General features: G+C 42.6%; 24 protein-coding genes and 1 pseudogene. 7 read left to right on the top strand and 18 right to left on the bottom strand.

Features of this window, described 5'->3' with window-relative positions; translation table 11 throughout:
- Nucleotides 1-551 precede the first annotated feature (551 nt).
- The 4 genes from M5V91_RS24500 (at nucleotide 552) to M5V91_RS24485 (ending at nucleotide 2,506) form a co-directional block, all read left to right on the top strand.
- Nucleotides 552-1,205 (top strand): tetratricopeptide repeat protein, encoded by a 654-nt coding sequence (locus M5V91_RS24500; RefSeq protein ID WP_284521558.1) that lies wholly within the window; start codon nucleotides 552-554, stop codon nucleotides 1,203-1,205.
- Nucleotides 1,206-1,353: 148 nt separating this feature from the next.
- On the top strand, nucleotides 1,354-1,599 hold the full coding sequence (locus tag M5V91_RS24495) for a hypothetical protein (RefSeq protein WP_284521557.1): 246 nt from the start codon (nucleotides 1,354-1,356) through the stop codon (nucleotides 1,597-1,599).
- An 11-nt stretch (nucleotides 1,600-1,610) separates the two neighbouring features.
- Nucleotides 1,611-1,793 carry a hypothetical protein gene (locus M5V91_RS24490; RefSeq protein ID WP_284521556.1) on the top strand — a complete coding sequence of 61 codons (183 nt, stop codon included), beginning with the start codon at nucleotides 1,611-1,613 and terminating at the stop codon, nucleotides 1,791-1,793.
- Nucleotides 1,766-2,506 (top strand): hypothetical protein, encoded by a 741-nt coding sequence (locus M5V91_RS24485; protein WP_284521555.1) that lies wholly within the window; start codon nucleotides 1,766-1,768, stop codon nucleotides 2,504-2,506. Before M5V91_RS24490 ends, M5V91_RS24485 begins: the two co-directional genes overlap by 28 nt.
- Nucleotides 2,507-2,729: 223 nt before the next feature.
- Here M5V91_RS24485 and M5V91_RS24480 read toward each other — a convergent pair whose 3' ends face one another.
- From M5V91_RS24480 to M5V91_RS31150, 3 genes are all read right to left on the bottom strand, one after another.
- Nucleotides 2,730-2,960, bottom strand: a complete 231-nt coding sequence (locus M5V91_RS24480) for a hypothetical protein (RefSeq protein ID WP_251174221.1) — start codon at nucleotides 2,958-2,960, stop codon at nucleotides 2,730-2,732.
- A gap of 46 nt (nucleotides 2,961-3,006) precedes the next feature.
- A complete protein-coding gene (locus tag M5V91_RS24475; protein ID WP_251174222.1) occupies nucleotides 3,007-3,894 on the bottom strand; it encodes a helix-turn-helix domain-containing protein in 888 nt (295 codons plus the stop codon).
- A gap of 352 nt (nucleotides 3,895-4,246) precedes the next feature.
- Entirely contained in the window at nucleotides 4,247-4,351 is a 105-nt protein-coding gene (locus M5V91_RS31150; RefSeq protein WP_500797313.1) for a YwzD family small protein, read from the bottom strand.
- 393 nt (nucleotides 4,352-4,744) lie between these two features.
- Here M5V91_RS31150 and M5V91_RS24470 point away from each other — a divergent pair, with 393 nt between their 5' ends.
- The 3 genes from M5V91_RS24470 (at nucleotide 4,745) to M5V91_RS24460 (ending at nucleotide 7,208) form a co-directional block, all read left to right on the top strand.
- The gene (locus M5V91_RS24470) at nucleotides 4,745-5,608 is read left to right on the top strand and encodes a helix-turn-helix domain-containing protein (RefSeq protein WP_284521554.1); all 864 of its coding nucleotides are present in this window, start codon (nucleotides 4,745-4,747) and stop codon (nucleotides 5,606-5,608) included.
- Between the two features lie 141 nt (nucleotides 5,609-5,749).
- Nucleotides 5,750-6,811, top strand: a complete 1,062-nt coding sequence (locus tag M5V91_RS24465; protein ID WP_217026283.1) for a C40 family peptidase — start codon at nucleotides 5,750-5,752, stop codon at nucleotides 6,809-6,811.
- 97 nt (nucleotides 6,812-6,908) lie between these two features.
- On the top strand, nucleotides 6,909-7,208 hold the full coding sequence (locus M5V91_RS24460; RefSeq protein ID WP_284521553.1) for a hypothetical protein: 300 nt from the start codon (nucleotides 6,909-6,911) through the stop codon (nucleotides 7,206-7,208).
- 40 nt (nucleotides 7,209-7,248) lie between these two features.
- On the opposite strand, the gene M5V91_RS24455 is transcribed toward M5V91_RS24460, so the two are convergent.
- From M5V91_RS24455 to M5V91_RS24385, 15 genes and pseudogenes are all read right to left on the bottom strand, one after another.
- Entirely contained in the window at nucleotides 7,249-7,758 is a 510-nt protein-coding gene (locus tag M5V91_RS24455) for a permuted SH3 domain-containing protein (protein WP_284521552.1), read from the bottom strand.
- Nucleotides 7,755-8,462 carry an efflux RND transporter periplasmic adaptor subunit gene (locus M5V91_RS24450; RefSeq protein ID WP_284521551.1) on the bottom strand — a complete coding sequence of 236 codons (708 nt, stop codon included), beginning with the start codon at nucleotides 8,460-8,462 and terminating at the stop codon, nucleotides 7,755-7,757. Before M5V91_RS24450 ends, M5V91_RS24455 begins: the two co-directional genes overlap by 4 nt.
- A 15-nt stretch (nucleotides 8,463-8,477) precedes the next feature.
- Complete coding sequence (locus tag M5V91_RS24445; RefSeq protein WP_159345230.1) at nucleotides 8,478-9,140, bottom strand: hypothetical protein; 663 nt, start codon at nucleotides 9,138-9,140, stop codon at nucleotides 8,478-8,480.
- 502 nt (nucleotides 9,141-9,642) lie between these two features.
- Complete coding sequence (locus M5V91_RS24440; protein WP_284521550.1) at nucleotides 9,643-10,074, bottom strand: hypothetical protein; 432 nt, start codon at nucleotides 10,072-10,074, stop codon at nucleotides 9,643-9,645.
- Between the two features lie 44 nt (nucleotides 10,075-10,118).
- Nucleotides 10,119-10,988 carry a hypothetical protein gene (locus M5V91_RS24435; protein WP_284521549.1) on the bottom strand — a complete coding sequence of 290 codons (870 nt, stop codon included), beginning with the start codon at nucleotides 10,986-10,988 and terminating at the stop codon, nucleotides 10,119-10,121.
- Between the two features lie 17 nt (nucleotides 10,989-11,005).
- Nucleotides 11,006-12,112: a tartrate dehydrogenase gene (locus M5V91_RS24430; protein WP_251174228.1), complete on the bottom strand. Its 1,107-nt coding sequence runs from the start codon at nucleotides 12,110-12,112 to the stop codon at nucleotides 11,006-11,008.
- An 11-nt stretch (nucleotides 12,113-12,123) separates the two neighbouring features.
- Nucleotides 12,124-12,882: pseudogene (gene fabG, locus M5V91_RS24425) on the bottom strand (3-oxoacyl-ACP reductase FabG).
- An 11-nt stretch (nucleotides 12,883-12,893) separates the two neighbouring features.
- On the bottom strand, nucleotides 12,894-13,856 hold the full coding sequence (locus tag M5V91_RS24420; protein ID WP_251174230.1) for an NAD(P)H-dependent flavin oxidoreductase: 963 nt from the start codon (nucleotides 13,854-13,856) through the stop codon (nucleotides 12,894-12,896).
- On the bottom strand, nucleotides 13,853-14,266 hold the full coding sequence (locus tag M5V91_RS24415; RefSeq protein ID WP_019380741.1) for a PaaI family thioesterase: 414 nt from the start codon (nucleotides 14,264-14,266) through the stop codon (nucleotides 13,853-13,855). The genes M5V91_RS24420 and M5V91_RS24415 overlap by 4 nt, the downstream gene beginning before the upstream one ends.
- On the bottom strand, nucleotides 14,263-15,273 hold the full coding sequence (locus tag M5V91_RS24410) for an NAD(P)-dependent oxidoreductase (RefSeq protein ID WP_174750864.1): 1,011 nt from the start codon (nucleotides 15,271-15,273) through the stop codon (nucleotides 14,263-14,265). Before M5V91_RS24410 ends, M5V91_RS24415 begins: the two co-directional genes overlap by 4 nt.
- Nucleotides 15,274-15,298: 25 nt before the next feature.
- Nucleotides 15,299-16,489 (bottom strand): thiolase family protein, encoded by a 1,191-nt coding sequence (locus tag M5V91_RS24405; protein ID WP_251174231.1) that lies wholly within the window; start codon nucleotides 16,487-16,489, stop codon nucleotides 15,299-15,301.
- A 3-nt stretch (nucleotides 16,490-16,492) separates the two neighbouring features.
- Nucleotides 16,493-17,653, bottom strand: a complete 1,161-nt coding sequence (locus tag M5V91_RS24400) for an acyl-CoA dehydrogenase family protein (RefSeq protein ID WP_217026273.1) — start codon at nucleotides 17,651-17,653, stop codon at nucleotides 16,493-16,495.
- Nucleotides 17,654-17,666: 13 nt separating this feature from the next.
- Complete coding sequence (locus M5V91_RS24395; RefSeq protein WP_284521548.1) at nucleotides 17,667-18,446, bottom strand: enoyl-CoA hydratase/isomerase family protein; 780 nt, start codon at nucleotides 18,444-18,446, stop codon at nucleotides 17,667-17,669.
- An 11-nt stretch (nucleotides 18,447-18,457) separates the two neighbouring features.
- Nucleotides 18,458-19,303: a 3-hydroxyacyl-CoA dehydrogenase gene (locus tag M5V91_RS24390; protein ID WP_019380736.1), complete on the bottom strand. Its 846-nt coding sequence runs from the start codon at nucleotides 19,301-19,303 to the stop codon at nucleotides 18,458-18,460.
- An 11-nt stretch (nucleotides 19,304-19,314) separates the two neighbouring features.
- A complete protein-coding gene (locus M5V91_RS24385; protein ID WP_251266825.1) occupies nucleotides 19,315-21,282 on the bottom strand; it encodes a TRAP transporter permease in 1,968 nt (655 codons plus the stop codon).
- Nucleotides 21,283-21,292: the final 10 nt, after the last annotated feature.

Here is a 21,292-nt window from a genome sequence, read left to right as displayed (position 1 = left end):
GGACTTTTAGTAAAAATAATGTCTGTCCTCAATTTCTTCTTTGTAATCATACTCTTCATATTCGTCTTCTTGGTTCTCTGTCATATTTGGTGAAGTAACATTTATTATATTTCTTATCATCATTTATCACCTCAGTAATATAATTACTCCTGATATCATTGTATAAACTCTTGTTTGTGTAAAATTAGAGAACCTTTTGAACATCTTATGCTTCTTATACGCAATCCGAAAATAAAAAGGAGATAGCGCAGATGCCTACCTCCCTTATATCGCACATCGGTGGTTCAAGTATTCATTTATTAACTTAAACTACTCTTCGAATTTCTTTTCAATTTCAAGAGTGGCATTTTGATAGCTTTCCTCAAAAAGTATTTGATTGCGCTATTTTTATATTTATAGTAGATACATAATGCATATAGTAAAATAGTTTTAGGAAATATTAAACGTTAGCCATTTTATGCTTGTAATAGTTATCAGCATCTATCTTGCCTTTCCCAGCATAATATAATACTAGTGTCTGTGTCTAAAAAGTTAACTAAAGGGTGACAAAAATGGAAGCAAATGCTCTCATCCAGCCCACTTTTGCCGAGCGATTTACCGGTCTTCCTCCCCATACAACAAGGGAGTATGAACTTAAGCTCACAAAGGTGGCTGAAACATTGAGTGAAACCGAATACAATGAATGGACTTTATATCTTGAAAACAGCATGAACTCGGAGCAGAATCCCTCCATACTTTTTTCCATATTTGTCGTTTTATCTACATATGCACGAAGAATGAAAAACATAAGCCACTTTAAGGAAATCGTCGACAGGTTTGGCGAAAGATTTATTGAGTATCCTTTATACCCGCATATTCTTTCCCTTTTATATAAGGAAATCGGAACCGCTGAAGCGATCGAACAGGCTGTGACTTTTGCCAAAGAAGCCTCACAAAAGTTGCCGAATCAGGTAGGCGTCCTTCATAATTATGCTGAGGCCATTATTCATGCGAGAGAGAACGGAATGATGATTACCGAGGAAGAATTACAGGATGCAGGACAAATCATCAATCGTGTTATTCATTTAACGCCACGATATGCCAAGTTCTATTGTACAAGAGGAAGAATACTTGCTGCGATGGGAAGGTTCAGCGAAGCAAAGGAAGCGATCCGAAGAGCCATAGATATGGAGGAATCCGAAAAAAGATTATGCCATTCGGATTAATGACTACCTATTCCATCTAAATAAGGTTCAGACAAACGAATTCTCTCAGGTCTTCTCTGACAAAATTGCCATCACTGAAAAGAGTTTTGATGTAGCTAAGCAGGAAATCGATCAATCCATTTCTAAGTTAAAATCGGAAAACCTGCAAATGCTTGGCTTTTTCACTGCCATCATCAGCTTTACCATCGGCTCTTTAAATATTCTTGGCAATCGGGACTTCCTCGAGAGCGCCTTGCTTATATTAATTCTTTCAGGTTCACTCGTTTTAGCTTTCGTTGGATTCGGATTGCTTTTTCAAACGAAAATACAGCACCCCTGGAGAACGGTGTCTATAAGCTTAACATCAGCATTGGTTATTATCGGTTCTCTTATCGCTTATTACTTTATAAAATAGGTGGTTTTCATATGCAAATCAAGACGGTTTTCACAATAGGAGATAGAGATATTAACGAAGACGCAATTGTTGTTGATCCTCAACAGAACATTTTTGCGGTAATTGACGGGGCAACCGGCCTTGGCGGTCTGCCAGGCTCACTGGCATCCGGGCTGATAAAAAAGCTTTGGAAAAAGAAGCATTCTCACCGCTAAGGGATAAGATCATTGAAGGCAATACAGATCTGAGGGAGACAACGGAGAGCTCAAATAAAGAGCAGCATCTCCTAGAGCAAATCCCTAAGCACGAAAGAAGCTCTTGCGGTCTGGCTGCCATTCAGATTCATAAAAATGAAGATGGAACAGCCGCTTCAATGGATTGGGCATCAGCTGGCGATTGCATGCTTTTCCTGCAGTTTAAGGATCAATCCATCCGGCAGGTCACCTTCGACCATATCGACCGGCTCGACAATGAAGCGATCATGCTCATGCAAAAAGAATGGGACAATTATTTAAATGGTATTTCCACAATAGAGGATGTTTCAATAGAGGAGCTGAAGAGGAAGCACCAACTTTTTAGGAAGAATGTTCAGGAATTGCTCCAGGCGAACCGGAATAAGCTGAACACCCCTGAGGGCTATGGGATTATTGACGGTTCCCATGAAGCTGCAGATTTTCTGGAATATGGGCATATTCCGCTTATAGCTGTAAATAAGATCCTTTTGCTGTCTGATGGTTTAAAGCTGCATTCCCGCCGAGGTTCGGACCAGGAGGAAACCTGGCTTACAACAGCAAAGATGGCCTTTGAAAAAGGGCTGGATGAATTGGAGAAGTATATTCTGCAGCTGGAAGAATCCGATCCTGCCTGCTTATTTTATCCAAGGTTAAAACAGCACGATGATAAATCAGGCATATTGATAGAGTTGTAAACAAAGCCGTCCGATTGATTGGGCGGCTCTTTTTCCAGGATTAACAGAACCACTACTTCGAAACTTCATGGCACTTCCTCATATAGGATTTTCGTGTCTATTACTTAAGATAGGACCGCGAACACTTACTTTCTCAATATCTATTTAATATAGGGTATCTGGCAATCCTTTAGCCAAAATAAAAAAACGGGAAAATTCCCGTTTTTAATAGAAGACTGATATATTAATGCTCTGATGGAATCCCGTATGTTGAAAATGCCGGACTGTGTTCTGAAGGAATACCAGCTAGTTCGAAAGTTTTGCCAACACTATGTTCTGATGGAATGCCGGCTAACTCTACCGGTTTGACAACACTATGCTCTGATGGAATGCCTGCCTCCTGGTTCCCCGCGAAGGAAGCTCCAACCCCAATTACACCTAATGCCAATGCTCCTGCTAAAATTAATTTTTTCACGACATTGACTCCTCTCTTTTTCATAATTTATTGAATTATTTATATATTAACATCTATTGAGTAATTTTTCCATTTCCGATTCAACAATTTGGATGAATTTATCATTTTTCTGCAGCTGCAGGATATAAATAGCTTTTTGAAGAAACTCAATTCCCTTTTCTTTATTGCCAAGTTTTATATGATTCTCTCCGCTTTGATAGTGCAGGTTGGCAAACAAATATTGGATTTCTTCATGTATGCAAATATCAATTCCCTTTTGGCAATACACCAGCGATTCCTGGAATTCACGGACCTCTGTCAAGGCCTGGGATAAGCCGAATAGAATCCTGACTTTCCCTCTGCTCTCAAGGATATGCGGCAGCTTTTCCAAATCATTAAGTGCCTTTTTGAACAACGATATGGCTTCCTTATAATGATTCATATCTTTATATAAAATAGCGATGCTTGCTAGTATTTCGACTTCTCTTTCCGTTAAGTTGACCCTTTTTTCATTTGTAAGATCTAAAGCGCCATGCAATATTTGGATCGCTTTATCAAAATCATTTTCAAGATAAAAAACACAGATCCCCTGATGCCAGACTAGGAATTGCTTCAGCATGACAGGCTGAAAAATGGGATTATCCAGTTCCTTTTGCACAATTTCATAGATGGCCTGATAATTCCAATTCCGCTTGTGCTTATTAATAATTTGCATAACAGCTGTAGAATAATTTATGGTAGACTTCGAGGCAATATTAAAGAAGTACGTAAGATCAATATTCATTTTATTTGCTAATTGATTCAGCGTTTCCAGACTTGGATACGCTTTCTCTCTCTCAAAAGAAATAAGTTCTTCCTCTGAACATATTCCCTCTGCAAGCTCCTTAACACTTAACCCTTTATACTGACGAAAAGATTGTAAGCTGTCGCCAATTAAATACTCACTTAAATTCATCAGCTTTCCCTCACTTAGTATGATTAATAGTATTATTTTACCACAAAAGGTATAATATCGTTTAATATAGATTCAGGTGTGTTCAGAAACTGCATCAGTCTATATGCTGTTTGTGGAGTGCATGCTTTAAAGATGAACTGATATGGAGAAAAACTCTTCGCAGCTTATTTAAAATTAGCCCCACTATAATATTATTCGATATTCCCTGCAAATATCCTTTCATTAATTAAAAATTTTATAAATGACTGCCTTCAAAGTGATGGAAGCTTTATTCACTTTTTAATACAAAATAAAAACCCTTCTATAAAGAGGGTTAAGTATGCATCCATATTCTATGTCCCAGTTGATATCGTTAATTCCCCACTATTTTTCTCAGGTCATTTTCAATCTCTGAAAGAAGCTGGTTTACGCTCATTTCCTTTTCCCCAACTCCGATTTCATATACTTTTGTAAGCATCTCGAAAAAAGCTCATTTATCGTTTTGTGATCCTCATTATTTTCCAGCACCTTTTTGCTCCTCCTATTTTCCTAGCAATCTATGACAACATTCTATTTCTTTTTTGGTTATTTGACAATATTTTTCCAATTAAAAACATAAAAAGAACCGCTTCCTCTTGTGGAACCGGCTAAAATTGGAGATTTAAAAGGATGTTCCTTCAGTTGCAGTTAGGATTTCCTCCTAAAAGCAATTCACATTTTTATTAAAACATTAATATGCAATTCATGTATCATTGATAATTACTCATTTTTTATGGGTTTCAGGGAGATACCTCTTGTTTATATGGATTTTCAATAGTAAATATAACTATAAGAATATTTTTAGGAGGGTATTGTTTGGACTTTTCTGCGATTGGAAAAAAATCAAAGAGTTAAGAAAAGCAGCAGGGCTTTCCCAAAAGACCTGGCAAAGGATATATGTACACAGGCGCAAATCAGCAAAATTGAAAAAGGCGATGTCCTTCCTTTGGCATCCACTTTATATTTCATTTCACAGAGGCTGGGTGTAGATATCAATTATTTCTTTGAGCACGGAACGACCCCTAGGCTTGATTATGTTCAGGAGGTTAATAACCAGCTTAGAATAGCCAGGCGCAACCTTGATTACCCCCTCATAAAAGGGATTGTGGAATCAGAAGAAAGGAATCCCCTCTTTACATCCAACAAGAGAAATTTCCAGATTCTTCTCTGGCATAAAGGGATTTACAAATACCATGTCGATCACCAGTTAGAAGAAGCACTTCTATTCATCGATAGAGCCATCGATTTGACATTCGAGAAAGTGTGGAGTGAAAGGGAAATCGAGATTCTCAATAGCAAAGGAATATTTTTATATGAAGCAGGGAGATACACAGAGGCCCTTTCTATCTATCTTCAAGCAATGTATCATTTAGAAGGAATCCTATATTTAAATGATGAAACCGTCCGAAGCAGGCTTCTTTATAATACGGCCAAAACCTATACAGACTTAAAGGATTTTGATCGCTCTACCAAGCTTTGCAATGAGGCTATTGAAAGCTGCTTAGAGAAGGATCAGCTATTTCTATTAGGGCATCTTCATTATCATATTGGATTTAATTATGAACTCCAAGAACAGCTTGTTTTGGCAAAAAAATATATGGAGCAGGCTCTTGATATCTTTCGCCTTCAAAGAGATGAACGATATAATGACTTTATACTTGGAAAAGTGGCAATTTTCGACAGAAATATTCAGTAGGAAGCACGACATAAGTCGACAGTCCTTTATTATTGTAAAATAATAGTTAGTTTTTTGTATAATCATGTAAAAATATGATCTTTTTGGACGATATATGTGATAAAATGGTACCAAAATATGTCCAAGGAGTGATTCGGAAAAGTGAAAAAACAGATGGTTTCAATTGCTGCTGCAGCAATGCTTTCTTCTGCCTTTGCCTCTCAGGCTTCCGCCGATACATACACAGTTAAAAAAGGAGATACCCTGTATCATCTGGCTATTAAATACAAAACGACTGTTACGGATATTAAAAAAGCCAATAACTTAAGTTCTGATTTTCTATCAATCAATCAAAAACTCGAAATACCAGGGGCAGCAGAGAAGCCTGAATCCAATCAGCCATCAGGCGGAAACACAGCACCTGCACCAGCTAATACAGCCAAAAGCTATACCGTTAAAAGCGGGGATACTCTATCTAAAATTGCCTTAAATCATAATATTAGTCTAAAAGATTTAATGAGCTGGAATGGCCTTAGCACACACTTAATCTACCCAGGACAAGTCTTTAAGGTTTCAAAGTCTGCTGGTAACACTTCAGGAGATTCCCAAGGGCAGACAGGTTCAGCACCTGCACCGTCAAGCCCTGCAAATGGCGGCAGTTCTGAGGTATATGTAGTTAAAAAAGGGGATACTCTAGGCGGCATTGCTGCTAGGTATAAAACTACTGTTCAACAGATTAAAGCGTGGAATAAACTAAGTTCTGATTTAATTCTGATCGGACAAAAGCTAAACTTAAGTGCAGACAAGGATTCAAATGAATCTGTTTCCAGCGGGAAGCCAGGAAATAATGAGCAGACAAGCGGAGCAGCAGCATCGGTTCTTGCCGAAGCCCAAAAGCATGTAGGTGTTCCATACCAATGGGGCGGCCAAACACCTTCAGGCTTTGACTGCAGCGGATTCATCTATTATGTCCTAAAACAGACAGGCTCCAAAATGGGACGCTACTCTTCAGAAGGCTACTACAGCCGCTCTTTTTATGTGAATACGCCTCAGCCTGGCGATTTAGTATTTTTCGAGAATACATATAAGAAAGGCATTTCTCACTTAGGTTTCTATGTAGGAAATAATAAATTTATCCACGCTGGCTCATCAGGCGTTGAAGTTTCCAGTCTGGATAATTCGTATTGGAAGAGCCATTTTGATGGATTTAAACGTTTTTACTAGGACACCTTTTTACAGGTGTCTTTTTTCATATTTTGGAAGGAGTATACATATATTTTGAAGAATGATATAGATAGCGGGGTCTAAAGGAGGAGATCAGATGAACATCGTAGGCATTATTACATTTTGGTCCTTATCTTTATTATTAACGAGTCTTCTTTTAATTTATTCCAAGCTTCAGCATCAGACGCCAATAAAGCTGGCTGCCATTATTGTTTTTTTCCTTTTGAATGCAGTACCCCTTGTGTATATCGTCTATACTGAGCAAAGCATGAACTATGCGAGTAACTCTTTTTCACTTGGCTCAGCCTTTATGATTGTATGGCTGATTACAGCCGTGATTATGTTTATCGGCATCCTGTTCAGATCCCGATCTGGTAACGAAGATCCTTATTATTAGGCATAAAAGAACCAGCAGCATATATGGCTGCTGGTTTTCTCTATCTGGAAAGAAGTCCTCTGGCTGCATATTTCAGCATATCTTTCTTTCTTAAATCCTTTAAGTCTTTCTTTTTAAGCTTTGCCACTTCTAATGGTGTGATAAATGGAAAGCCCGTTTTGAGAAATGGCGGCCGTTCGAGAAGCACGAGTTCCCCCGTCTCCACCCCTTCCTTCACTTCCTGGGTCTTTCCGATTTTCAGCCCTGTTTCAATTGTCTTTCGTTCAAGCCTGCCGTTTTGCTGGATTGCATATGTATACGAGCCCTTTTTCACCTTCTTCACCGCTTCAGCAGGAACAGTCAGGGTATCTTCCACTTCATTCGTAACAATACGCAAATCGACATGCTCTCCATGGAAACTTTCAAACTCAGGTGCTTCGTTCATAGCAATCGTAAATTCAAAGCGGCTTTCTGTTTCCGCGTGTGGTTCTGATGTTGGATACTTTAAGACTTTTTCAAGGGTTCCGTCTATTTTTTTGTTGCTGCCTTTTGGAATGATGAATACCTTCATTCCTTCTGCCGCTTTATGAATTTCCTGCTCTGTAAAAACCCCTCGACCTTTTGCTCATTCGAAATGATGGTTACAACTGGATTGGTAAGGTCATTCTTAATGCTTTTGACCGTTCCCTCTACTTCACTTTCCACAGTCAGATTAGACAGGCTTTCGTCCGCAGCATCCATCAAATCCTCGTACTTTTGGATTTCACTTTCAAGCCTGCTGACCTGCAGCTCCTTTTCAGCAATATCCCGTTCAACCGTTTGAATCATATATGCATTTGGATTTGGTTCATCTTCTTCTGCAGGTGTGAGGGCAAGTGTTCTCTGCATGCTTTCCAAATCTCTGATATGACTTTCTATGCTGGTTTGTTCACGTTCCAGTTTTTCTTTTTCTATTTGGAAATTCTCCTTCGTCAGGGCTATATCATCCGGTGAGTATTCGAATAAGCCTGTACCCGGCTGAACTTCATCCCCTTTTTCTACAAGGAAGCCCTTGAATGTGCCGGTTGTATTCTCATAGTATAGGTGATGCTCTTCCTTTGGAGCCAGGACACCCTTTGCCGGCATGGTCTCAAGGAGGTCCTGTTTTTTCACAGCCGTCCATTCATCAATATAGTAGGTTCTGCTGATCTTATCGCTTTTTAAGAAAATCAGGGCAATATTGCAAGCCAGGAGCAGCGTCACACCGATAAGCAGCAATCTCAATTTCCACGTCATAGAAGAATCCCTCACTTAAATTAGCTTTTCCAATTGAATGGATGAGAGTAAAGCCGAGACAATCACAAAAAACAGATGCGTTCCGATCAGCATGAATATCAGGAAGCGAGGGCTTCTTTCGGAAACGACTTTTAAGTACTTATATTGCAGGACAAATGTCCATATTTTAAAGAGCGTAATCACGGAAAAGGTATAGATTAAAAGCTCCGGAAATGAGGCCGCCTGAGCGATGATGCCGAGTGAAAATAGCGATGATTCACTGTTTAACCCCAGAATAAGAAAAAGTGGAATGTTTATTGCTTTTTCCATTAAGAGAATCAGCATCACCATCAGCTGAATGCTGATCAGCTTTCGGTATTCAACATCAACTAGCGTCCAAAAAAGCAGCGAGGGCACGAAAATGATCATGGCAGCATAAATAACGCCAAAAACGATTTGTCCGCCGCCAAAGAACAGCTTGTACAGCTCATACTCGCTTCTGGACATATCCGTCAAGCTTCTTGATGTCTGCTCGCTCCCAATGCCGAAGTAGGCACTTAGCCCGTACACTAGCGCGCTCAGCAACATGACCAGCAGAACCTGCTTCCATAAACCTGACAGTCTCTCCTCTTTCCTCAGCTGATGTGAAATCAAATAAGGTTCCTTTAACCCTCTAAGCAGCGGTACCCGATAGCCCATAAAGTATCCCCCAAAAAATTATCTATTATTCTTTCATTTTAACTTAAAATCAAAATATTGGGAAATAGGTAGAATTGTGGAGAAATAGGTCCAAGAAAGGCTCAAATTATAGCAAAAGACCTTCAAGAGCACATTTTTCCTGATGGTTAGTCCTTATTATACAAAAACAAGTGTCGGAATTTGCAAAAACTTTTGTTGTTTCAGATTAATAGAATGGCGGTATAGATAAGTAAGAATTTTACAACCATGTCCTTGTCACTAGAGAATGAAAAATCGAGGAGGGCTTACTAATGAAAATAAAAGCTGGAAACTGGAGAATGCTGAGTGAGCAGGAGAAGTTATTTATTTTGGAAGCTGTCAGCTTTTTTCAATCTAGAACGAAGAAGAAGTCATAAGTCTTATGGGTTTCAGTCATTTATTAATAAATAGCAGTTAAAAAGGCACCTTTGTATGGAATACGAAAGGTGCCTGCTTATGTCCGGCTCCGCACGCCACGCCCCTGTTAAAACCAATTCAGTATATAAACATACAAAAAGGCCATCCCTGTAACAGAGATAAAGTATACACCATTCCATCTGAATGCAACGGTCAGCCCGTTTTTTTGAACACATTGGCTGATGATGATATTCAGGGCGTTAAGTGGTGAAATGGAAGAAGAAAGCATCCAGGTGAAAATGCACATAAATGCCACACTGACTACCGTAATACCAGGCATTTCGGCAAAGTTCAGCGAGGTTAGGATCAGCGGAATGACGATAATTTGATGGACTCCAATAAAGGCCATTAACGTAACAAACAGGATGATGAACGAGAACAAAGTTCCGATAGACTGCTGTGCTGACCATTGCATGGACTTCTCCAGCAGCTGTTTTACAGGTGTGTGTGAAACAGCGTTGCCAAAAAGACCCGCGCTTAGAAAAAGGCAAATTTCCATCCTCTGTGCCAGTATCTTGCTCTTATAGAGGGAAACTTCTTCCTTTACGGCCTTTTTTGCTTCCGCAGGACCATCCAGCCTGCCGGCACAATGAAGCAGACCATGCTTACCAGCAATAGCATTGATTTGTGGGAAACATGCTCCATGACAATCAAGAGGAGCACCAGGCCAAGTACAAAGCCGGCCAGCGTGTACAAATCCTTTTTTCTGCCTTTATCAGCTGCCGCGTCTCCAGTTTCCTCCTCAAGTGCAGCTGCCGTCTCCACAGCTCCAGCCGGTCGGAACAGAATCATTCCTGCTGCCATCTGCAATATGGCAAAAACCACACCAAACGCTACATAAGAAAGATACGTGATCTCTAAATAAAACAAAACAATTCCTACTGAAGCAAAGAATGGCGACCAAATAACAGCCGGTGTAAACCCTACATAGTACGACCTTGATAATAACTTGGATGGAATTTTGATGTTTTCCACAAAGCCGTGTACAATCCTTAAGGCCCCCATGTTCAAAATGGGAGCCAGAGTCAGCATAAATGAGCTTATGCCATAAAAAGTATGGGCAGGGCTGTTTTTCAGTTCATTTAAATACGTTATAACTGTGTCAATAATTCCTTCCCTTCTTAAGGGAATGGACAGAAGCGGAGCCAGAATGAGAATGGCCAGCAGGGCCATATTCTGAGTGATGCCCTCAATCAGCAGCAGGCCCCTATCCCCGACTGCATAATGAATGAAAATCCCCGCAGAGAATAGGCCCAGTGTAAATATCCTGCCCTTCCTATCCAATAACGGCACCATGGTGAAAAAGACCGCTGCAGCCGCCATATTAAAAATAAAGCTAATGTACATATTCGGCACAAATGCCTCAAGAATATAAAGAAAACACATGCTTAATACGAGAGAAAACCGTATCATAGGAACCCTTCTCTCTATTATTTAACTCCACTGGAAGGACTTTTAACCTTAGCCGGAGCATAACTGCTTAAAAGCTCCATAAACTCATTGCCAAGCTGATCCGTTGAAGCTTTTCCGCCCAGATCCGGAGTTAGTGAACTCTTATGCTGAAGCAGGTCTTTCATCGTTTTCAGGATGGCGCTTCCCCAGGCCGGTTCTCCAAAATGATCCATCATCTGGCTGACGGACCAGATGGCAGCCAGCGGGTTGGCAAGACCTTTCCCGGCAATGTCCGGTGCGGATCCGTGAATAGGCTCGAACATGGATGGAAACTCCCTTTCAGGATTGATATTCGCTCCCGCAGCCAGCCCGAGTCCCCCTGTAATCGCAGCCCCCAGATCGGTTAGAATGTCCCCGAATAAATTGGAGGTAACGACAATCTCAAATCTTTCCGGCTGCAGAACAAAGTAGAGACTTGCAGCATCCACCAAATAGGAGTAAGTTTTGACATCCGGATATTCTTTCCCCACTTCATCAAATACCTCATCCCAGAACACCATGGAGTAATTCAGTGCATTTGCTTTACTGATGCTTGTTAATGTCTTTTTCTGTTTGCGGGCTTCTTCATATGCATAGCGAATAATGCGTTCTGTTCCTTTCCTTGAAAACACACCGGTCTGCAGGACTACCTCCTCAGGCTTTCCTTTGAAGAGCCAATCCCCTGCTCCAGCATACTCACCTTCACTATTCTCCCTGATAACCAAAAAGTCGATCTCTTTTTCCCCTTTGTTTTTTAGCGGTGTCAGCTCCGGATGCAGAAGTTTAATTGGGCGAATGTTTACATACTGATCAAATTCCTTCCGGATCTTCAGGAGCAGGTCCCACAGTGAAATATGGTCAGGCACACCAGGATAGCCTACTGCCCCCAAATAGATGGCATCGAATTCCTTTAATTGTTCGATTCCATCATCAGCCATCATCTTTCCTTTATCCAAATAATATTGGCAGCCCCATGGGAACTCTGTAAAAGAAAAGGATAAACCGAGATCAAGTTCCTCTATTTTTTTTAATACTTTTACTCCTTCTGCCACCACCTCCGGGCCTATTCCATCTCCAGGGATCAGTGCAATATTCCAATGCTTCATATCATAACCTCCTATGCTTTTGGGCCTCCGGCAACATATAAGACCTGACCGCTAATAAATGAGGATGCGGGACTGGCAAAAAAGCTTGCCGCCTGTGCGATATCCTCTGGAGTGCCTGCTCTATTTACCGGAATTTGCTTTACTTTGGATTCAATTAATTCCTGAAAGGAAATGCCAAGCCGTTCTGCGACTGCTTTTGTCATTTCTGTCTTAATAAACCCAGGTGCAATGGCATTAACGGTAATATTGTATTTTCCCAGTTCAATAGCCAGTGTTTTCGTAAATCCCTGGATCCCTGCTTTTGCCGCTGCGTAATTGGCCTGCCCCTGCTTCCCAGAGCTGATACGGAAGATAGATTGATGATTCTTCCATATTTGTTCTGAACCATTAATTTCTGGGCATATTTACTGCAGAGGAAAGTTCCCTTCAAGTGAACATTCATGACACTGTCCCAATCATCGGCATTCATCTTAAATAACAGGTTATCCCGGATGATCCCGGCATTATTGACTAAAATGTCCGCCCTTCCATGCCTTTCCTCTATATAGGAAAAAACCTTTCCACTTCCTGTTCATTGGTGATATCAGCCTTGAGCATTTCTGCAGCAAAGCCTTTTTCCAGCAGTTCATGTCGGGTATCAGCTAAGGCTTCTTCATTAATGTCGACTAAATAGACATATGCACCTTCCGAGGCCAGTCTTCTGGATATTTCCTTTCCTATCCCCTGCTTGCGCCAGTAACAACAGCCACCTGGTTTTCTTGATTAAACAATGACTTCGCTCCTATCTATTCAAATTCCTGTACAAACATTCAAGCTGCTGTTCGTATTCCTGCACAATATCCTTGATAATCTCTTCTGTCTTTTTTATTTCATCTATTAATCCGATGGTCTGCCCTAATGAGATGACACCGGAATGTTCATTGCCATTTTTAATTAATTCCATATAGGATTCACCGCTTATAAATGGAAAGATCTCCTCTAAAACTGCTCCGTCTTCTTCCTTTTTCAGCAGCTCCAGCGCACGGTCTGTTTTCATCACTCTCATGGCTTTCCCGATTGATTTTTTCACAAGCACGGTATCTGTTTCCTGAAGCTTTATCAATTTGTCTTTGATCGACTCATGGAGTGCTGTTTCCCTGGAAGCCAAAAACCTTGTTCCCATCTGCACACCTTGTGCCCCTAAAGCAAAAGCAGCAAGAGCAGATTTTCCTGTTGAAAACCCTCCTGCTGCAATGACAGGTATCGAAAGCTCCTTTACAGCCTTTTGAATCAAGGTAAGGCTGGTTACATCCTCTTTGCCCGGATGGCCCCCGCACTCATATCCAACCACGACCACTGCGTCGCAGCCAATCGATTCTGCTTTTTTGGCAAATCTTACTGAAGGCACGACATGAACGACTTTTATTCCGTTTGCTTTAAGGCTCTCCATATACTTCTCGGGGTTATTTCCTGAGGTGAAAACAACGGGAACACGGGCTTCGATTGCCCCTTCCACATATTCATCCATTGGCTTGCGGATTCCAAGAGCGATATTTACACCAAATGGTTTGGAGGTGAGCTTTCTTGCCGACTCAATATCCTCCAGCATTTCTTCCTTGGACGAAAAGCTTCCAGCTGTTATCAGGCCGAGTCCGCCTGCATTCGATACGGCGGACACAAGCGGGGATGTTCCAAGTCCTTGAAGCCCTCCCTGGATAATGGGATAGCGGATGTTAAACATCTCTGTAATAGCTGTGTGCATCATCCCTTTTCACCTTTTGATAGCTTAAAGGTTCCGGTGCAATGTCCAATCAGTTCACCGTCTTCATTCTTTAGCCTGCCTTCAATCAATACCGTGCTGCGATTTTGATGAACAATCTCTGCCTCGGAGTAAACCGTACCGTCCATCACAGACTTAAGATATTGAATGTTTAGATGGAGTGTCGCAACCTCATCATATCCCAGAGACCTGCCTGCCATGCCCATTGCTGTATCCAGTATGGATGCATAGATGCCGCCGTGGACAGAATTTCTTACATTTATGAACTCCTTCTGGAGGGGAAGGGCTAATAGAACATGCCCTTCTCTTAATTCCCTTAATTCCAATCCGATAAAGTTCCAGAATGGGCTGCTTTCAAAATCTGTTATGACTTTCTTCAAATGTTCTGGTGTCATGAAAATAACCCCTTCCCTGCTTCGGTCAGTTCAGCTCGATTGACTATTACAGAAAGGTTTTGACCTTGAATGGCACGAATTAAGTTCTCTGCAATCAGCATGGAGGTTTTCCTTGCCGCCTCAAGACTGATTCCGCCAATGTGCGGACTCACGGTTACTTGTTTAAGCTGAAAAAACGGGTGATCAGAAGGCGGCGGCTCATCTGCAAAAACATCGATCCCTGCACCCAGAATTCGATTCTGTTTCAATGCTTCTGCCAAATCTTCCTCGTTGATCACGCCGCCCCTGGCAGTGTTTATCAGTACAGCCGTTTCTTTCATAAGCGACAGTAATTGATAATCTACTAGTTTGTCTGTTTCTATGGTTAATGGAATATGTAAGCTTACAACATCACTTTTAGTAAAAACATTTTCTATAGACGTAGTTAGTTCCACTCCTATTCGGTCAGCCGCTTGCTGTTTTTCTGCATTGACTGTTCTGACATACGCCACAGCTTTCATGCCGAAGCCATGGACTAAAATCCTGGCCGCTTTTTGCGCTATACTCCCAAAGCCAACAAGCCCCAGCTGCTTTCCTTCCAATTCAAGTGTAAAATCCCCATCCCTTGACTGAAAGTTCCCACTCCTGGTTTCCCTGTTAAAATAAGCCGTTTTTTTCATCACCGCTAAAAGCAGGCTCACTGCATGTTCTGCCGTGGCGGTACTGTTGAGCTTTGGTGCATGCAAAACGGGTATTCCCTTTTTCGTCGCATATCCGACATCAATATTATCAAGTCCGACTCCCGCACCCGAAATGGCTTTTACCTGCCGGCAGCAGTCCAGAATGGCAGGTGTGATCCTTGCCGGAGCCCGAAGGATGATTCCGTCGACATGATGAATCTGGAGGTAATCACATATCTCCTGTTCGTTAAATTCGGTAAACTTCTTCACATCAGCATGTTTGTTCAGCAGATTCTCCCCATCCGCATGATACATGGGGAGAATCTGAACAATATGTGGCCTGTTCATCACAACACTTCCTTCATGAATATTCTTAAACTTGAAGGTTTTCGATTATGGTGGTAATTCCCTGTCCGCCGCCAATACATAGAGTGACCAGTCCATATTTTTCGCCTCTTCGTTCCATCTCGTGCAGCAGCTTTGTCATCAAAATCGCTCCTGTAGCCCCTATCGGATGGCCTAAAGCAATGGCACCGCCATTAACATTCACCTTATTCATATCCATTCCGGATTCACGAATGACCGAAAGTGCCTGAGCTGCAAATGCTTCATTCAGCTCAATCAATCCAATGTCATCCATCGATAAACCACATTGCTTTAGCGCTTTAAATGTCGAGGTGACAGGACCAATCCCCATAATCTCAGGAGATACTCCGCTCACAGCCTGGGCAATGACTTTCGCCTTTGGTTTTAAGCCATATTCATTGACCTTTGTTTCATTCATCATCAAAATGACGGAAGCACCGTCATTGCGGCCGCTGGCATTGCCTGCTGTCACGGTTCCATTTTCCTTAAATACCGCCTTAAGCTTCGAGAGCTTCTCAATATTTGTACTGCGCGGATGCTCATCCACACTAAAAAGCTTTGTTTCTCTTTTTTGCTTATATTCAACCGGGATGATTTCCTTTTCGAAACGGCCAGATTCAATGGCAGCATGCGCAAGCTCCTGGCTGCGAAGCGCAAATTCATCCTGTTCTTCCCTTGAAATAGTATATTTCTCAGCCAGGTTTTCAGCGGTTAATCCCATTGTCAGATTCCCATATTTTTTGATTGGCTGGGAACAAGGCTGGCTTTCGGTATTCGGATCCAGAATTTGTGCATTTCCGGCCTGGAAGCCATAACGGGCGTTCCGGATATAGTATGGCGCTGTGCTCATGCTTTCAGCTCCTCCGGCCACGACTACATCAGAATAGCCGAGCCTGATTTGCATATCCGCATTATTGATGGCCTGAAGACCGGATCCGCATTGGCGGTGAACTGTATAGCCTGTAACCTCAATAGGCAGCTCCGCTCTTAAGGCGGCCAGACGTGCAAGATTGGATGTATCCGCACTTTGCTTGGCCTGACCAAGAATCACCTCATCCACAAGTACATCAGTATGAGAGCGGTTTAATACTTCCCGAATGACCTTCTCTGCAAGATGGTCGACTGGGACGTCTTTTATCGTTCCGCCCATTCTGCCAATAGCCGTCCGGACAGATTCGACAATATATGCTTGATTCATTCCTTACACCCCCACATAGGAAGATTCCCGCTTAAGCTCATTCGCAATGATATTGCGCTGAATCTCAGAGGTTCCTTCGTAGATTTTTGTAATTCTTGCATCCCTGTAGTAGCGTTCAATCGGATAGTCTCTCATATAGCCGATTCCGCCATGGATCTGCACGGCTAAGTCTGCCACTTTGTTATAAACCTCTGAAGCAAATAGCTTCGCAATGGCAGCCTCTTTCACAACCCTCATTTTTTGATCGGTCATCCAGGCAACTCTGAAAGTCATGGATCTAAGCACTTCGATTTGCATGCTGATTTCCGCCAGCATATGCTGAACAGCCTGGACTTCAATGATCGGCTTGCCGAATTGCTCCCGTTCCTGGGTATATTGCAGGCAATGCTCCAGAAGCTTTTCACAGGAGCCAAGGTTTCTGGCAGCCAGGCCAGCTCGGCCATTGGCGAGGATTTTCAGTGCATTGATATATCCCTGTCCTTCTGTACCAAGAACGTTCTCGGCGGGAACCTCCATGTTTTCAAAGAAAAGCTCTGCCGAATGGGAGCCTCTTAACCCCATTTTTTGTTCAACACTCCCAAGGACAAAGCCGGGGAAATCTTTTTCAACTATAAAGGAAGTAATTCCTTTCGCTCCTTTTGCCCGATCCGTTACTGCCATTACGGTAAAGACATGGCCGTCAACTGCATTAGTAATATAATGCTTGGATCCATTTAAAATATATTTGTCCCCTTTTCTGACAGCAGTCGTTTTCAGTGCCGCAGCGTTCGAGCCGGCGCTCGGTTCCGTTAAGGCAAAAGCGCCAATCCATTCCCCCGTGGCCATTTTCGGCAAATATTTTTGCTTTTGCTCTTCTGTACCAAGCTCCACTATTCCGACAGAGCCGATTCCCGTATGCGCCCCTATTAAAGTGGTATAGCCATTATGTGTTTTGCCAAGCTCTTCATAAATGGCGCACTTTCCGACCATGTCAAGCCCGAGCCCGCCATATTCTTCCGGAATGCTTAATCCGAATAAACCCATTTCCTTGGACATCTCCACCAGCTTTTCCGGTATCATATCCTTCTCTTCAATTTCCATCGCCAATGGCTCTGCTTCTTCTTTTACAAATTTACGCACATTTTCTCTTAAAAAATTTATATCTTCAGAAAAATTAAAGTCCATTTCTGTCTCTCCCTTATTGGTTAGTAAACTCCGCCGTTCTTTTTTCCAGGAATGCTGCTGTACCCTCTCTTTTATCCTCTGTTCCAAAAACTACTGCCTGTGAAAGCTTCTCAATCAGCATGGCTGTCTCCAGATCAACATCAAAGCCTTTATGTACGGCAAGCTTTGCCAGCTTGATTGCAACCGGGCCTTTTTTAAGAATCTGAGAGGCAACCTCCTCTGCTTTCCTTTCCAGTTCATCATCTGCTGTAAGGTAAGTTGCAAGCCCGATTCTTTCGGCTTCTTCTCCATCAACGATTTTGCCGGTTAGGATCATATCAAGTGCCCTTCCCTTGCCAACCACCCTGGACAGGCGCTGTGTCCCGCCTGCACCAGGAATGATGCCCAGGTTAAGCTCTGGCAAGCCGAATTTTGCTTTTTTCGCTGCGATTCGAATATCGCAGGCAAGGGCCAGCTCGCAACCTCCACCCAGTGCATACCCCTTTACCGCCGCAATCGTTACTTTGCTGGACTGTTCAATTTTCTTGTAGAGCCCCTGCATGCCCGGAATCAATGCCTCAAGCATTTTTCTTTCATGAAGCTGCTTTATGTCCGCTCCCGCTGCAAAGGACTTTTCCCCTGCTCCCTGGATGATGATGCATCTCACCTCATCATTTGCTTCTGCCCAGCTAAAGGCATCTCCGAGCTCCTGGAGCGTCTCCTGATTTAATGCATTACGCTGTTCAGGACGGTTAATGGTCAGCCACATAACCCCCTGTTCGATTTGAACAAGCAGATTTTCGTATTGATGCACGTTCTCACCCCTTAAGAATATTGATAGAATCCGCTGCCGCTCTTTTTCCCCAGCCGTCCGGCTTTTACATATTTGATAAGCAGCGGACAAGGGCGGTACTTTTCTCCAAGTGTCTGGTATAAATACTCCATATTGCGCAGCCGGGTATCCAAGCCTACTAAATCCGCCAGAGCAAGAGGGCCCATCGGGTGATTAAGCCCCAGCTTCAGGGCTTTATCGATATCTTCAGCAGAGGCTACTCCTTCCATCAGCATGTTCATGGCTTCATTGCCGATCAGGCAATTCATCCGGGAAGTCACAAATCCCGGAAATTCATTCACTTCAACGGTTTCCTTCTTAAGCTTTTCACCGACTTCTTTCACCATGCGGACCGTATCATCAGATGTTTCCAGTCCACGGATAATTTCAATCAGCTTCATCTTGTGGACCGGATTAAAGAAGTGCATGGCCACCACCTTATCGGGCCGTGATGTTTGTGCCCCAATTTCCGTTGGACTCATTGTTGAAGTATTGGTGGCCAGAATGGTTTCCGGAGAACAGATGCTGTCCAGCTTTTTAAAAATATCAATCTTCAATTCTATCTTTTCCAGGACTGCTTCAATAACAAGGTCTGCATTTTCCGCAGCAGCCTCTAAATCTGTTTCAAAATGAAGCCGGTCTTTTGCCTTCCCATATTGGTCTTCTGAAATAAACCCTTTTTGAAGGCTGCCTTCCAATAAGCTATAAATATCGTTTTTGGCTTTATCTATTATTTCCAGATTAATGTCATTCAAGTAAACTTCAAATCCCGAAATGGCACAGGTATAAGCAATCCCTTTTCCCATAACACCTGAACCTACTACTGTGATGGTGTTCATTCTGTTCCCCCTTAGTTTGATAATGTATTGGCCACTGTATTTCTAGGTACAAACTTTTGATATAAAAACATTGCCGCCAGGATGGCAAAGCCGATGATGTCTGATAAAAATCCCGGGTTGACCATCAGAAGAGCCCCGATAAAAAGAACGGCTCTTTCATACCAATATGAATGGCGGAACAGCCATCCTTCTGCAGCCCAGGCAATCCCAATAATTCCAATGATGGAGGTTGCAACAGATAGAATAATATCCGGAACGTCTCCAACAAGAAGCAAGGTTTCCCCGTATACAAACATATAAGGGACAATAAATGCCGCGAGGCCAAGCTTTACTGCAGTTAAGCCTGTTTTCATCGGCTCGGAACCGGCAAGCCCCGCCGCCGCAAATGCAGCCAGTGCTACTGGCGGTGTTATGGCAGATAGTGCTGCAAAATAGAAAACAAACATATGGGCTGCAAGCGGGGATACACCCAGCTCGATTAATGCAGGGATGGTAAGCGGAACCTGTACGATGTATGCCGCAACAGTCGGGAGCCCCATTCCAAGAATGATGCTCGTGATCATCGTGAATACAAGCGTAATGATTAAAATGCCGCCGGATAATTCAATGATCAAACTGCTGAATTTAAGGCCAATCCCGGTAAGCCCAATAATTCCGATGATAAAACCGGATGCCGCACAGGCAATAGCTGTCTCAATGGCAGCTCTGGCTCCTAAGTCCAATGCCTTGAAAATCTTTGAAAAAGATAATCTTGTTGCCCCTTTTAAAGCTGCAACCAATATCGTCACGCCGATAGAGTAAAGACCAGCCTTCATTGGTGAAGAGCCGGATGCAAGCATGACCACAATCACTACTAAGGGGATAAAGAACATGAATCCGGTTTTCAAAACACTCGAAACCTTGGGAAGTTCTTCTTTCTTTAAACCAACAAGCCCCAAACGCCTTGCCCTCATATCGACCTGGAAATACAGGCAGCAGTAATAAAGGACTGCAGGAATTAACGCAGCTACGGCTATGTCCATATAAGGCACACCTAAATAGGAAGCAATGATGAAAGCCGAAGCCCCCATGATCGGCGGCATGATCTGGCCTCCAGTAGAGGAAACCGCTTCAACCGCAGCTGCAAAGTGGCTCTTATAGCCGGTTTTCTTCATTAATGGAATCGTAAAGGCACCAGTTGTAACCGTATTTGCAACAGCGCTCCCTGAAATGGTTCCCAAAATGGAGCTGGCCACGATAGCCGTTTTGGCAGGACCTCCACGATATTTCCCCATACCAGCCACTGATAAATCAATAAAAAATTGACCTGCTCCCGAAACCTCTAAAAACTTTCCGAAGAGGATAAAAAGGAAAATAAAGGTTGCGGATACCCCAAGAGGAGTACTGAAAATACCAGTCACCGTATAAAAGAGGTGATCAATAATCCACATCATTGTAAATTCACGGTGGGAAAGAGACCCAGTAATCAGATGACCCCAAACTCCGTAAACGATGCAAATGAAGATAATAATCACTAGCGTATTTCCAATCACGCGGCGTGTTGCTTCAATCAGCAGCAAACCGGATATGATTCCTATTGCAATTTCCAATGCTGTCAGCGGCTCTATATAACTCATCCGCGATGAAATGACCTGGGAATTCATCACATAATAGGAATAACAAGCAATGGACAAAACCATAAACAGCCAATCATACCAGGGGATGCTTTCATTTTTTGCCGCTTTCTTGGAAGGCTTATAAATGGCAAATGTTAAAGCCAGAGCAAATGCAAGGTGTGCCGACCGCTGCAGGATCGATTCGAATACCCCAAAGAAAGCTGTATACAAATGAAAAAGAGACATTAAGACGGCAATAATTGAAATGATTTTGCCAGCGGCGCCCTTTAATAGGCGCAGCTTGCTGTTCAGATTACCATCTTCATCATATTCCGCTATCATTTTTGAAGCTTCCGCTTCCGTTACGTCGTGTTTAGACATCATTTCACCTTCT

Origin of the sequence: Cytobacillus pseudoceanisediminis, from assembly GCF_023516215.1 — a bacterium.
GTDB lineage: Bacteria > Bacillota > Bacilli > Bacillales > Cytobacillaceae > Cytobacillus > Cytobacillus pseudoceanisediminis.
Note: the sequence above shows the minus strand (reverse complement) of the source record. Positions and strands in the feature narration are given on the sequence as shown.

Bases quoted from the DNA above. Each gene is read 5' to 3' on its own strand.
- M5V91_RS24385 (WP_251266825.1), bottom strand. From the start codon at position 21,282: ATGATGTCTAAACACGACGTAACGGAAGCGGAAGCTTCAAAAATGATA.
- M5V91_RS24455 (WP_284521552.1), bottom strand. From the start codon at position 7,758: ATGAAGGTATTCATCATTCCAAAAGGCAGCAACAAAAAAATAGACGGA.
- M5V91_RS24410 (WP_174750864.1), bottom strand. From the start codon at position 15,273: ATGAACAGGCCACATATTGTTCAGATTCTCCCCATGTATCATGCGGAT.
- M5V91_RS24440 (WP_284521550.1), bottom strand. From the start codon at position 10,074: ATGGAAATTTGCCTTTTTCTAAGCGCGGGTCTTTTTGGCAACGCTGTT.
- M5V91_RS24445 (WP_159345230.1), bottom strand. From the start codon at position 9,140: ATGGGCTATCGGGTACCGCTGCTTAGAGGGTTAAAGGAACCTTATTTG.
- M5V91_RS24435 (WP_284521549.1), bottom strand. From the start codon at position 10,988: ATGATACGGTTTTCTCTCGTATTAAGCATGTGTTTTCTTTATATTCTT.
- M5V91_RS31150 (WP_500797313.1), bottom strand. From the start codon at position 4,351: ATGCTTACAAAAGTATATGAAATCGGAGTTGGGGAAAAGGAAATGAGC.
- M5V91_RS24400 (WP_217026273.1), bottom strand. From the start codon at position 17,653: ATGGACTTTAATTTTTCTGAAGATATAAATTTTTTAAGAGAAAATGTG.
- M5V91_RS24390 (WP_019380736.1), bottom strand. From the start codon at position 19,303: ATGAACACCATCACAGTAGTAGGTTCAGGTGTTATGGGAAAAGGGATT.
- M5V91_RS24495 (WP_284521557.1), top strand. From the start codon at position 1,354: ATGCTTGGCTTTTTCACTGCCATCATCAGCTTTACCATCGGCTCTTTA.
- M5V91_RS24415 (WP_019380741.1), bottom strand. From the start codon at position 14,266: ATGACACCAGAACATTTGAAGAAAGTCATAACAGATTTTGAAAGCAGC.
- M5V91_RS24430 (WP_251174228.1), bottom strand. From the start codon at position 12,112: ATGAAGCATTGGAATATTGCACTGATCCCTGGAGATGGAATAGGCCCG.
- M5V91_RS24475 (WP_251174222.1), bottom strand. From the start codon at position 3,894: ATGAATTTAAGTGAGTATTTAATTGGCGACAGCTTACAATCTTTTCGT.
- M5V91_RS24420 (WP_251174230.1), bottom strand. From the start codon at position 13,856: ATGATGCACACAGCTATTACAGAGATGTTTAACATCCGCTATCCCATT.
- M5V91_RS24500 (WP_284521558.1), top strand. From the start codon at position 552: ATGGAAGCAAATGCTCTCATCCAGCCCACTTTTGCCGAGCGATTTACC.
- M5V91_RS24460 (WP_284521553.1), top strand. From the start codon at position 6,909: ATGAACATCGTAGGCATTATTACATTTTGGTCCTTATCTTTATTATTA.
- M5V91_RS24405 (WP_251174231.1), bottom strand. From the start codon at position 16,489: ATGAATCAAGCATATATTGTCGAATCTGTCCGGACGGCTATTGGCAGA.
- M5V91_RS24490 (WP_284521556.1), top strand. From the start codon at position 1,611: ATGCAAATCAAGACGGTTTTCACAATAGGAGATAGAGATATTAACGAA.
- M5V91_RS24450 (WP_284521551.1), bottom strand. From the start codon at position 8,462: ATGACGTGGAAATTGAGATTGCTGCTTATCGGTGTGACGCTGCTCCTG.